Source organism: Pseudomonas xantholysinigenes (assembly GCF_014268885.2).
GTDB lineage: Bacteria > Pseudomonadota > Gammaproteobacteria > Pseudomonadales > Pseudomonadaceae > Aquipseudomonas > Aquipseudomonas xantholysinigenes.
This window is the reverse complement of record NZ_CP077095.1, coordinates 4,247,025-4,258,204: the sequence shown is the minus strand read 5'-3', so window position 1 is coordinate 4,258,204 and position 11,180 is coordinate 4,247,025. Positions and strand designations below refer to the sequence as shown.

Sequence of the window (11,180 nt, the reverse complement as noted above, 5' to 3'; positions counted from 1 at the left end):
TGCTGGCCTGCCTGCGTGCGGTAGATAATGCTGCCGTGTCAGCGGCTCAGGAACGCTCGGATGCGCTCTGCCGCCTCGATGCATTCGGCCAGTGGCGCGACCAGCGCCATGCGCACGCGGCCGGCGCCAGGGTTCACGCCATCGACTTCGCGGGACAGGTACGAGCCCGGCACTACCGTCACATGCTCGGCTTCGAACAGGTCGCGGGTGAAGTCGGCATCGCAGCCCGGGACCTTGGCCCACAGGTAGAAGCTGCCATCCGGGCGTTGCACATCCAGCACCGGCTGCAGGATCTCGAGCACGGCATCGTACTTGGCGCGGTACTGGTCACGGTTGGCGCGTACATGGGCTTCGTCCTGCCAGGCGGCGACGCTGGCCAGCTGGGTCTGCACCGGCATCGCGCAGCCGTGATAGGTGCGGTACAGCAGGAACGGCTTGATGATCGAGGCGTCGCCGGCAACGAAGCCCGAGCGCAGGCCCGGCAGGTTGGAGCGCTTGGACAGGCTGTGGAACACCACGCAACGGGCAAAATCGTTGCGGCCAAGTTCCGCGCAGGCGCTCAGCAGGCCCGGTGGTGGGGCGTCCTCGTCGAAATACAGCTCGCTGTAGCATTCGTCGGCGGCGATCACGAAGTCGTGCTCGTCGGCCAGGGCGATCAGTTTCTTCAGCGTGTCCATCGGCACCAGGGCGCCAGTGGGGTTGCCTGGCGAGCACAGGAACAGGATCTGGCAGCGCTGCCAGACCTCGGCCGGCACGGCGTCGAAGTCCGGGTTGAAGCCGTTGCTTTCCAGGCACGGCAGGTAGTGCGGGGTGGCGCCGGCGAGCAGCGCCGCGCCTTCGTAGATCTGGTAGAACGGGTTGGGGCTGACCACCAGGCCGTCGTCGGCACGGTTGACCACCGCCTGGGTGAAGGCGAACAGTGCTTCGCGGGTGCCGTTGACCGGCAGGATGTGGCGGTCGGCGTCAAGCCAGCCGCTCGGCACGCCGAAGCGGTGTTCGCACCATTGGCCGATGGCCTGGCGCAGTGCGGGCAGGCCCAGGGTGCTGGGGTAGACCGCCAGCTTGTCGAGGTTGTCGGCCAGGGCCTTGGCGACGAACGCCGGCGATTCATGCTTCGGCTCCCCGATCGACAGGGCAATGGCGCGTTTGTCGGCGGCCGGCTTCACGGTGCCCAGCAGGGCGCGCAGTTTCTCGAACGGGTAGGGCTGGAGCTGGGTCAAGGCGTGGTTCATCGGCGCAAGGTCTCGTTATCGTCAAAAGGTCATGCGGGTAGGGCTGGCGTCGCTGGCCTGGCCGGCTTGCAACTGCTGGACGATGGCCTCCTGCAGGCGGCTGCACAGCTGCGGGTCGGACAGCGGCTGGTTGTGGGCGTCGGTGATGAAGAACACGTCTTCCACGCGCTCGCCGAGGGTGGCGATCTTGGCGTTCTGCAGCGAGATGTCGAACTCCAGGAAGATCCGTCCGATCCGCGCCAGCAGGCCGGGGCGGTCCGGGGCGGTGATCTCCAGCACGGTCACCGGGCGCTGGGCGTCGTTGAGGATGGTCACCTGTGGCGGGAAGGTGAAGTGCTTGAGCTGGCGCGGCACCCGGCGCTGGATGATGGTCGGGTAGTCCTCGGGATTGCGCAGCGCTTCGCTGAGGCCGTCGCGGATCTGCCGTACCCGCTGCGGGTTGTCGCCAATCGAGCCGCCGTCGTTGTCGAGCACGATGTAGGTGTCGAGGGTGAACTGGCTGCTCGAGGTGATGATCCGCGCGTCGTGGATGTTCAGGTTGAGCTGGGCCATGGCGGCCACGGTCACGGCGAAGAAATCGTGCTGGTCGGGTGCGTAGATGAAGATCTGCGTGCCGCCTTCGAATTCGCGCTGGGTGGTTTCCTTGATCAGCACCAGCGGGCCGCCGTCGGCCGGCTGCTGGAGGATCGCGTCGCTGTGCCAGGCCACGTCGGCGGCGGTGTGCTTGAGGAAGTAGTCGTCGCCCAGTTGCGACCAGAGCTGCTCGACATCGTCCGGGTCGGTGCCTTCGCGGATGAGGATGTCCAGGGCCGCGCTCTGGGTCTGGCGGATCTGCTCCTCGCGGTCCAGCGGGTTCTCCAGGCCCCGGCGCAGGGCGCGCTTGGTCTCGGTGTAGAGCTGGCGCAGCAGGCTGGCGCGCCATGAGTTCCACAGGCTGGGGTTGGTGGCGTTGATATCGGCGACGGTCAGCACATAGAGGTAGTCAAGGCGGGTCTCGTCGCCCACGTGCAGGGCGAAATCGTTGATCACCTGCGGGTCGGAGAGGTCCTTGCGCTGGGCGGTGGTGGACATTACCAGGTGGTTCTGCACCAGCCAGACGATCAGGCGGCTGTCCCACGCGGGCAACTGGTGGCGCGCGCAGAACGCTTGCGCATCCACCGCGCCGAGCTCGGAGTGGTCGCCCTGGCGGCCCTTGCCGATGTCGTGGTACAGCCCGGCCAGGTAGATCAGCTCGGGCTTGGGCAGGCGGCCCATGAGCTTGCTGGCCAGCGGGAATTTCTCCGAAACCGGAGTGTACTGCAGCTTGCGCAGGTGCTTGATCAGGTTGAGGGTGTGCGCGTCGACCGTGTAGATGTGGAACAGGTCGTGCTGCATCTGCCCGACGATCAGGCCGAACTCCGGCAGGTAGCGGCCGAGAATGCCGTAGCGGTTCATCCGCCGCAGGTTGCGGTGGATGCCGATTTCGCACTTGAACAGTTCGATGAACAGGCTGGTGTTGCGGATATCGTGACGGAACTTGTCGTCGATCAGGTGCCGGTGTTCGCGCAGCAGGCGCACGGTGTCGGCGCGCACGCCCTTGATCTCGGGGTGCTGGGCCATCAGCACGAAGATCTCGAGCATGGCGAACGGCGTGCGGCGGAAGACGTTCGGGCTGGACGCCTCTATGTAGCCGTCGTGCAGGCGGAAGCGCGCGTTTATCGGCTGGGTGGTGCCACTGTCGTCATCGGCGAGGATTACTTCCTCGAAGTGCTGGATGATCAGGTCGCACAGCTGGCTGATGCTCATCACCACCCGGTAGTACTGCTGCATGAACTGTTCGATGGCGCGCTTGGGGTTGTCGTCGCTGTAGCCCAGCAACGCGGCGACGCTGCGCTGGTGGTCGAACAGCAGGCGGTCCTCGGCGCGGCCGGCGAGCATGTGCAGGGCATAACGCACGCGCCAGAGGAAGGCCTGGGACGAGGCCAGCAGTTCGTTCTCGCTTTCCAGCAGGAAGTCCTCGCCGGCCAGGGCGTGCAGGTTGAGGGTGCCGTACTGGCGCCGGGCCACCCAGAGCACCGTCTGGATATCGCGCAGGCCGCCGGGGCCGCCCTTGACGTTCGGTTCGAGGTTGTACTCGGTGTCGTTGTACTTGTGGTGGCGTGCCTTGAGTTCGGCGCGTTTGGCCAGGAAGAACGCCTTGCTTGGCCACATGTGGGCGGTGCTGGTGGCATCGAGCATGCGCTGGCGCAGGGGCTCGGGGCCGGCGATGGTGCGGCTTTCCATCAGGTTGGTGATGACCGTCAGGTCGGCGCGGGCCTGTTCGGCGCATTCATCGACGGTGCGCACGCTCTGGCCGACTTCCAGGCCGATATCCCACAACAGCGTGAGGAAACGCTCGATGGCGTCGCGGTACTGCTCGTGCTCGGCGGCATCGAGCAGGATCAGCAGGTCGATGTCGGAGTAGGGGTGCAGTTCACCGCGACCGTAACCACCGACGGCGACCAGGGCGATGCCATCGGGGTTGCCCCAGTCGAACTGGTGCCAGGCCTGCTGCAGGATGTTATCGACGAACCAGGCGCGGTCCTCGATCAGGCGGCGGATTTCCCGGCCCTCGCGAAAACGCTTGTCGAGCACCTCGCTGGCCATGCGGATGGCTTTCTTGAAAGCAGCGATGGGGCTTGCCTTGAGGGCCAGTTCCGCCTGGAACTGGCCGCGGTCGAACAGCTCGGGATCCACCTGGGGCATCGAGTCGCGTTCCTTTGGGGTAAAAATCAGGCCGAGGTGCGCGGGATAGTGTCGTCCTTGCGCAGGGTGAAGATCTCATAGCCGTTGGCGGTCACCACCAGGGTGTGTTCCCACTGGGCCGAAAGCTTGCGGTCCTTGGTGATGGCGGTCCAGCCGTCGCCCAGGACTTTGGTGTCGGCCTTGCCTTGGTTGATCATCGGCTCGATGGTGAAGGTCATGCCTTCCTTGAGTTCCATGCCGGTGCCGGCGCGGCCGTAGTGGAGGATCTGCGGCTCTTCGTGGAACACCTTGCCGATACCGTGGCCGCAGAACTCGCGGACCACCGAGAAACCGTTCTTCTCGGCGTGTTTCTGGATCACTTCACCGATGTCACCCAGGCGGCAGCCCGGCTTGACCAGTTCGATGGCCTTGTACAGGCATTCCTGGGTGACTTTCGACAGGCGCTCGGCCCATGGCGCGACGGTGCCGACGTGGTACATGCGGCTGGTGTCGCCGTGGTAGCCGTCCTTGATCACGGTGACATCGATGTTGATGGTGTCGCCGTCCTTCAGGGGCTTGTCGTTGGGGATGCCGTGGCAGACCACATGGTTGATCGAGGTGCAGATCGACTTGGGGAAGCCTTTGTAGTTGAGCGGTGCCGGGATCGCCTGCTGGACGTTGACGATGTAGTCGTGGCACAGGCGGTCGAGCTCTTCGGTGGTGACACCGGGCTTGACGTGTTCCTCGATCATTTCCAGCACTTCGGCGGCCAGGCGGCCGGCGATGCGCATCTTCTCGATGTCTTCTGCGGTCTTGATGGTGACGGTCATTAACAGGCTCTCTACGGCGCCGCGGGTGGCGCGAACAAACGGGAAAGGTCTTATTCTACCAGAGGGCGGTCTCGAACTGGCAGCAAGCCCCAAGTTTCAAGCCGCAAGCTGCAAGAAAGGGCGGCACGCGTGCAGGCGCTTGTTCTTGCAGCTTGTGGCTTACGGCTTGAAGCTGCTTTGACGGGTTCCGTTCGCGCGCAGTCTGTGATATAAAATGCGCCGCTTTCGGGGGAGGTCCTCCGAAGCTCAAACCCACACACGTGTCGACACGATGGCCTGGGTGCCCCGCTTGTTCGCAAGCGCGGGTTGGTCATTGGGATACGTGGAGGCCCAACCCGACTTATCAAGGAACTATCATGTCCCAAGTCAACATGCGCGATATGCTGAAGGCCGGTGTGCACTTCGGCCACCAGACCCGTTACTGGAACCCGAAAATGGGCAAGTACATTTTCGGCGCGCGTAACAAGATCCACATCATCAACCTGGAAAAAACCCTGCCGATGTTCAACGAGGCTCTGTCCTTCGTCGAGCGCCTGGCCCAGGGCAAGAACAAGATCATGTTCGTCGGCACCAAGCGTTCCGCCGGCAAGATCGTCGCCGAGCAAGCAGCTCGTTGCGGTTCGCCATACGTTGATCACCGTTGGTTGGGCGGCATGCTGACCAACTACAAGACCATCCGCGCCTCGATCAAGCGTCTGCGCGACCTGGAAACCCAGGCCGAAGACGGCACCTTTGCCAAGCTGACCAAGAAAGAAGCCCTGATGCGTTCGCGCGATCTGGAAAAGCTGGACCGCAGCCTGGGTGGTATCAAGGACATGGGCGGCCTGCCTGATGCCCTGTTCGTGATCGACGTCGACCACGAGCGCATTGCCATCACCGAAGCCAACAAGCTGGGCATCCCGGTCATCGGCGTTGTCGATACCAACAGCAGCCCGGAAGGTGTTGACTACATCATCCCAGGTAACGATGACGCCATCCGCGCTATCGAGCTGTACATGACTTCGATGGCTGACGCCGTCATCCGCGGCCGCAACAATGTTGCCGGCGGCACTGAAGTCTACGCTGAAGAAGCGGCTGCACCTGCTGCTGAGTAATTGACGCCTGGCGTCTACTTGGCACGCAAAAAGGGGGCTTGGCCCCCTTTTTGCCACCTTGAAATCCTGCTGTCAGCAACGGCCCCGCATCATGGGCGAGCTGATATAAAGGCAGCGATTTGCAGAATTTAACGCCCGTGACGAGCGGGTGGAATGGTTGAAAAACTTTCCAAGAGGATTTTGAAATGGCAGCAATTACTGCAGCGCTGGTCAAAGAACTGCGCGAGCGTACCGGCGAAGGCATGATGGATTGCAAGAAGGCCCTGGAAAAGGCCGGCGGCGACATCGAGAAAGCCATTGACGACATGCGTGCCTCGGGCGCCATCAAGGCCGCCAAGAAGGCTGGCAACGTCGCTGCTGAAGGCGCTATCGCCGTCAAGACCGACGGTAAATCCGCCGTCCTGCTGGAAGTGAACTCGCAGACCGACTTCCTGGCTCTGCAAGACGACTTCAAGAACTTCGTTGCCGAAAGCCTCGAAGAAGCCTTCGCTCAGAAGCTGACCGACGCCGCTCCGCTGATCGCCTCGCGTGAAGCTGCTCGTGAAGCCCTGGTTGCCAAGTGCGGCGAGAACGTCAACATCCGTCGCCTGGTGCGCGTTGAAGGTGACGTTGTCGGTGCCTACCTGCACGGCAACAAGATCGGTGCCGTTGTTGTCCTGAAAGGCGGCGACGTCGATCTGGCCAAGAACATCGCCATGCACGTTGCAGCCTCGAACCCAGAGTTCCTGGATGCGTCGGAAATCTCCGCCGAGGCCATCGAGCGCGAGAAGAACGTCTTCCTGCAGCTGAACGCCGACAAGATCGCCGGCAAGCCGGAAAACATCGTTGAGAACATGATCAACGGTCGTATTTCCAAGTTCAAAGCCGAAGCCTCGCTGAAAGAGCAGGCCTTCGTGATGGATCCGGAAGTCAAAGTTGGCGCACTGGCCAAGAAAGCCGGCGCTGAAATCGTTTCCTTCACCTACTTCAAGGTCGGCGAAGGCATCGAGAAGCCGGTTGACGACTTCGCTGCCGAAGTTGCCGCCCAGGTAGCTGCCGCCAAGCAGTAAGACAGACTCGTCTGTCGCCCCAAAGAGGCTGCCCGCTCACGCGCGCAGCCTCTTTGTCAAAGCGAGGAACGGTTTATAGAGCCGGACCTTGCTGGCACTGAAGCAGTGCCACGCTACAGTTAGCAGGCTGCAAGCAGCCCGCACGGAATTTTCTAAAAGTACGCCGCAGGAGAGACTCGCAATGGCTCAGCAGGTGAGTGGTCGCCAACCTCGCTATAAACGCATTTTGCTCAAACTTAGCGGCGAGGCCCTGATGGGCTCGGAAGACTTCGGGATCGACCCGAAGGTGCTGGACCGCATGGCCCTCGAAGTGGGTCAGCTGGTCGGTATCGGTGTCCAGGTCGGCCTGGTCATCGGCGGTGGCAACCTGTTCCGCGGCGCCGCGCTCAGCGCAGCCGGCATGGACCGCGTCACCGGCGACCACATGGGCATGCTGGCCACCGTGATGAACGGCCTGGCCATGCGCGACGCCCTGGAGCGCTCGAACATCCCCGCCCTGGTCATGTCGGCCATTTCCATGGTCGGCGTCACCGATCATTACGATCGTCGCAAAGCAATTCGTCACCTCAACTCCGGTGATGTGGTAATTTTCTCCGCCGGTACCGGCAACCCGTTCTTCACCACCGATTCCGCAGCCTGCCTGCGCGCCATCGAAATCGATGCCGATGTGGTGCTGAAGGCAACCAAGGTCGATGGTGTGTACACTGCCGACCCATTCAAGGATCCACACGCCGAGAAGTTCGATCACCTCACCTACGACGAGGTGCTGGATCGCAAGCTCGGGGTCATGGACCTGACCGCAATCTGCCTGTGCCGCGACCACAAGATGCCATTGCGGGTATTCAACATGAACAAGCCTGGCGCCCTGCTGAACATCGTGGTGGGTGGCGCTGAAGGTACTTTGATCGAGGAAGGCCAAGCATGATCAACGACATCAAGAAAGACGCCCAGGAGCGCATGGGCAAGTCCCTCGAGGCACTGGCCCGCAACCTGGCGGCGATCCGCACCGGTCGCGCCCACCCGAGCATCCTGGACAGCGTCAAGGTCCCGGCCTGGGGTAGCGACATGCCGCTGAACCAGGTGGCCGCGATCACCGTCGAGGACGCCCGCACCCTGAAGATCGTCGCCCACGACAAGAATCTCAGCGCCGCCATCGAGAAGGCCATCCTGACCTCCGACCTGGGCCTGAACCCGTCCAGCGCCGGCACCACCATCCGCGTGCCGATGCCGGCCCTGACCGAGGAAACCCGCAAGGGTTACACCAAACAGGCCAGCGGTGTGTCCGAGGACGCCAAGGTCGCCGTGCGCAACGTGCGCCGCGATGCGCTGGCCGAGCTGAAGAAGCTGACCAAGGACAAGGAAATCAGCGAAGACGAAGAGCGTCGTGCCGCTGACGAGATCCAGAAGCTGACCGACAAGTTCGTCGCCGAAGTCGACGCCGCGTACAAGGCCAAGGAAAAGGACCTGATGGCCGTCTGAGGCCAGGGTTGCTCTTTAATGGAAAAGACCAAGCCAGCGGCGCCGTCCTCGGTGCCGCGTCATGTCGCGATCATCATGGATGGCAACAACCGCTGGGCGAAGAAGCGCCTGCTGCCCGGCGTCGCCGGGCACAAGGCCGGCGTCGATGCCGTCCGTGCGGTGATCGAAGTGTGCGCCGAGGCGAAGGTCGAGGTGCTCACGCTCTTCGCCTTCTCCAGCGAGAACTGGCAGCGCCCCGCCGAAGAGGTCGGTGCGCTGATGGAGCTGTTCTTCTCGGCGCTGCGTCGCGAGGCCAAGCGCCTGAACGACAACAACATCAGCCTGCGCATCATCGGCGATCGTTCGCGGTTCCACCCGGAGCTGCAGGCAGCCATGCGCGAGGCGGAAGCCATCACTGCCGGCAACAACCGTTTCATCCTGCAGATCGCCGCCAACTATGGTGGCCAGTGGGATATCGCCCAGGCCGCGCAACGCCTGGCGCGGGAAGTGCAGGCGGGGCATCTGCGCCCGGAAGACATCACCCCCGACTTGTTGCAGACCTGCCTGGCCACCGGCGACCTGCCGCTGCCTGACCTGTGCATCCGCACCGGCGGCGAACATCGCATCAGTAATTTCCTGCTGTGGCAGCTGGCCTATGCCGAGCTGTACTTCTCCGACCTGTACTGGCCGGACTTCAAACACGAGGCCATGCGCAGCGCGCTGGCCGATTTCGCTTCGCGCCAGCGCCGCTTCGGTAAGACCAGCGAGCAGGTCGAGGCTGGAGCCCGTGCTTAATGCTTAAACAACGCATCATTACCGCGCTGATCCTGTTGCCGATCGCGCTGGGCGGTTTCTTCCTGCTCAATGGCGGGGATTTCGCCCTGTTCATCGGCTTCGTGGTCACGCTCGGGGCATGGGAGTGGGCGCGCCTGGCCGGTCTGGTGGCGCAATCGCTGCGTATCGCCTACGCCGCCGTGGTGGCCGGTGGGCTGATGCTGCTTTACCTGATGCCGGACCTGGCGCCCTGGGTACTGGGTGCTTCGGTGATCTGGTGGGCGCTGGCCACCTGGCTGGTGCTGACTTATCCGCGCAGCAACGAACTGTGGACCAGCGCCGCCTGCCGGCTGCTGATCGGCCTGCTGGTGCTGCTGCCGGCCTGGCAGGGCCTGGTGCTGCTCAAGCACTGGCCGCTGGGCAACTGGTTGATCCTGGCGGTCATGGTTCTGGTCTGGGCCGCCGACATCGGTGCCTATTTCTCCGGGCGTGCCTTCGGCAAGCGCAAGCTGGCGCCGCACGTCAGTCCGGGCAAGAGCTGGGAGGGCGTCTATGGCGGCCTGGCGGTCAGCCTGCTGATCACCCTGGGCGTGGGCCTGGGCCGTGACTGGGGCCTTGGCCAGATCCTGCTGGGCTTGCTGGGCGCGGTGGTGGTGGTGATGGCCTCGGTGGTCGGCGACCTGACCGAGAGCATGTTCAAGCGCCGCGAAGGCATCAAGGACAGCAGCAACCTGCTGCCGGGTCATGGCGGCGTGCTCGATCGCATTGACAGCCTGACTGCGGCGATTCCGATGTTTGCCGTGCTGCTGTGGGCGGCTGAGTGGGGTGTGATGTGAGTGCCGTGCAACGCATAACCGTGCTTGGGGCCACCGGCTCCATTGGCCTGAGCACGCTGGACGTCATTGCCCGGCACCCTGATCGTTATCAGGTGTTCGCCCTGAGCGGCTATTCGCGCATCGACGAACTGCTGGCCCTGTGCGTGCGTCACCGCCCGGTATTTGCCGTGGTGCCGAGCGCCGAGGCTGCGGCACGCTTGCGTGAAGGCCTGGCGGCGGCAGGTTGTGCCACCGAGGTGCTGGAAGGCGAGGCCGGGCTCTGCCAAGTGGCCGCTGCGTCGGAAGTGGATGCGGTGATGGCGGCCATTGTCGGCGCTGCCGGCCTGGGTTCGACCCTGGCGGCAGTCGAGGCGGGCAAGAAGGTACTGCTGGCCAACAAGGAGGCCCTGGTGATGTCCGGGGCCTTGTTCATGGATGCGGTACGCCGCAGTGGTTCGGTGCTGTTGCCAATCGACAGCGAGCACAACGCGATCTTCCAGTGCATGCCTGGCGACTTCGCCCGTGGCCTGGGTAACGTGGGGGTGCGGCGGATCCTGCTGACCGCCTCCGGTGGCCCGTTCCGCGATACCCCGGCCGAGGCGTTGCTGAATGTCACGCCCGAGCAGGCGTGCGCCCACCCCAACTGGTCCATGGGCCGGAAAATTTCCGTCGATTCGGCGAGCATGCTCAACAAGGGCCTGGAACTGATCGAGGCGTGCTGGTTGTTCGATGCCAAGCCGTCGCAGGTGGAAGTGGTGGTGCACCCGCAGAGCGTCATTCACTCGTTGGTCGACTACATCGACGGTTCGGTGCTCGCCCAGCTGGGCAACCCGGACATGCGCACGCCGATTTCCAACGCCCTGGCCTGGCCGGAGCGTATCGATTCGGGCGTCGCGCCGCTGGACCTGTTCGCCATCGCCCGTCTGGATTTCCAGGCCCCCGACGAACAGCGCTTCCCTTGCCTGCGCCTGGCGCGTCAGGCTGCCGAGGCAGGCAACAGTGCGCCGGCGGTGCTCAACGCCGCCAACGAAGTGGCAGTGGAGGCGTTCCTGGGTGGGCGCATCCGCTTCCCGGAGATCGCGAGTATGATCGAGCAGGTACTCGATCAGGAACCGGTGGTCGCACTGCCCACGCTCGAGGCGGTGTTCGCCGCCGACCAACGTGCCCGGGAACTGTCCCGGGAGTGGTTGCGGCGCCACGGCCGCTGACGCCAGCGGCCGGCTCC

Annotated in this window: 10 protein-coding genes; 7 read left to right on the top strand and 3 right to left on the bottom strand. The window is 63.8% G+C overall.

What is annotated here, in order from left to right; genetic code table 11:
* Nucleotides 1-38: 38 nt before the first annotated feature.
* Genes dapC through map form a run of 3 tightly spaced genes read right to left on the bottom strand, consistent with a single transcriptional unit; the run spans nucleotide 39 to nucleotide 4,765 of the window.
* Nucleotides 39-1,232: a succinyldiaminopimelate transaminase gene (dapC, locus tag HU772_RS19005; protein WP_186660041.1), complete on the bottom strand. Its 1,194-nt coding sequence runs from the start codon at nucleotides 1,230-1,232 to the stop codon at nucleotides 39-41.
* Nucleotides 1,233-1,253: 21 nt separating this feature from the next.
* Nucleotides 1,254-3,956, bottom strand: coding sequence for a [protein-PII] uridylyltransferase (locus tag HU772_RS19000; protein ID WP_186660043.1), 2,703 nt, complete (start codon nucleotides 3,954-3,956; stop codon nucleotides 1,254-1,256).
* Between the two features lie 26 nt (nucleotides 3,957-3,982).
* Nucleotides 3,983-4,765, bottom strand: a complete 783-nt coding sequence (map, locus tag HU772_RS18995; protein WP_186660045.1) for a type I methionyl aminopeptidase — start codon at nucleotides 4,763-4,765, stop codon at nucleotides 3,983-3,985.
* Nucleotides 4,766-5,121: 356 nt separating this feature from the next.
* Here map and rpsB point away from each other — a divergent pair, with 356 nt between their 5' ends.
* The 7 genes from rpsB (at nucleotide 5,122) to ispC (ending at nucleotide 11,163) form a co-directional block, all read left to right on the top strand.
* Entirely contained in the window at nucleotides 5,122-5,859 is a 738-nt protein-coding gene (gene rpsB / locus HU772_RS18990; protein ID WP_028690678.1) for a 30S ribosomal protein S2, read from the top strand.
* 185 nt (nucleotides 5,860-6,044) lie between these two features.
* On the top strand, nucleotides 6,045-6,908 hold the full coding sequence (tsf, locus tag HU772_RS18985; RefSeq protein ID WP_028690677.1) for a translation elongation factor Ts: 864 nt from the start codon (nucleotides 6,045-6,047) through the stop codon (nucleotides 6,906-6,908).
* Nucleotides 6,909-7,089: 181 nt separating this feature from the next.
* The gene (gene pyrH / locus HU772_RS18980; RefSeq protein WP_003252294.1) at nucleotides 7,090-7,833 is read left to right on the top strand and encodes a UMP kinase; all 744 of its coding nucleotides are present in this window, start codon (nucleotides 7,090-7,092) and stop codon (nucleotides 7,831-7,833) included.
* Entirely contained in the window at nucleotides 7,830-8,387 is a 558-nt protein-coding gene (gene frr / locus HU772_RS18975) for a ribosome recycling factor (protein ID WP_186660046.1), read from the top strand. The genes pyrH and frr overlap by 4 nt, the downstream gene beginning before the upstream one ends.
* A gap of 18 nt (nucleotides 8,388-8,405) precedes the next feature.
* Nucleotides 8,406-9,161 (top strand): polyprenyl diphosphate synthase, encoded by a 756-nt coding sequence (gene uppS / locus HU772_RS18970; protein ID WP_186660047.1) that lies wholly within the window; start codon nucleotides 8,406-8,408, stop codon nucleotides 9,159-9,161.
* Entirely contained in the window at nucleotides 9,161-9,976 is an 816-nt protein-coding gene (locus HU772_RS18965; RefSeq protein WP_186660048.1) for a phosphatidate cytidylyltransferase, read from the top strand. The genes uppS and HU772_RS18965 overlap by 1 nt, the downstream gene beginning before the upstream one ends.
* Nucleotides 9,973-11,163: a 1-deoxy-D-xylulose-5-phosphate reductoisomerase gene (gene ispC, locus HU772_RS18960; protein ID WP_186660049.1), complete on the top strand. Its 1,191-nt coding sequence runs from the start codon at nucleotides 9,973-9,975 to the stop codon at nucleotides 11,161-11,163. The genes HU772_RS18965 and ispC overlap by 4 nt, the downstream gene beginning before the upstream one ends.
* The last annotated feature ends 17 nt before the right edge of the window (nucleotides 11,164-11,180 follow it).

Bases quoted from the DNA above. Each gene is read 5' to 3' on its own strand.
- pyrH (WP_003252294.1), top strand. From the start codon at position 7,090: ATGGCTCAGCAGGTGAGTGGTCGCCAACCTCGCTATAAACGCATTTTG.
- frr (WP_186660046.1), top strand. From the start codon at position 7,830: ATGATCAACGACATCAAGAAAGACGCCCAGGAGCGCATGGGCAAGTCC.
- tsf (WP_028690677.1), top strand. From the start codon at position 6,045: ATGGCAGCAATTACTGCAGCGCTGGTCAAAGAACTGCGCGAGCGTACC.
- map (WP_186660045.1), bottom strand. From the start codon at position 4,765: ATGACCGTCACCATCAAGACCGCAGAAGACATCGAGAAGATGCGCATC.
- rpsB (WP_028690678.1), top strand. From the start codon at position 5,122: ATGTCCCAAGTCAACATGCGCGATATGCTGAAGGCCGGTGTGCACTTC.
- uppS (WP_186660047.1), top strand. From the start codon at position 8,406: ATGGAAAAGACCAAGCCAGCGGCGCCGTCCTCGGTGCCGCGTCATGTC.
- HU772_RS18965 (WP_186660048.1), top strand. From the start codon at position 9,161: ATGCTTAAACAACGCATCATTACCGCGCTGATCCTGTTGCCGATCGCG.
- HU772_RS19000 (WP_186660043.1), bottom strand. From the start codon at position 3,956: ATGCCCCAGGTGGATCCCGAGCTGTTCGACCGCGGCCAGTTCCAGGCG.
- dapC (WP_186660041.1), bottom strand. From the start codon at position 1,232: ATGAACCACGCCTTGACCCAGCTCCAGCCCTACCCGTTCGAGAAACTG.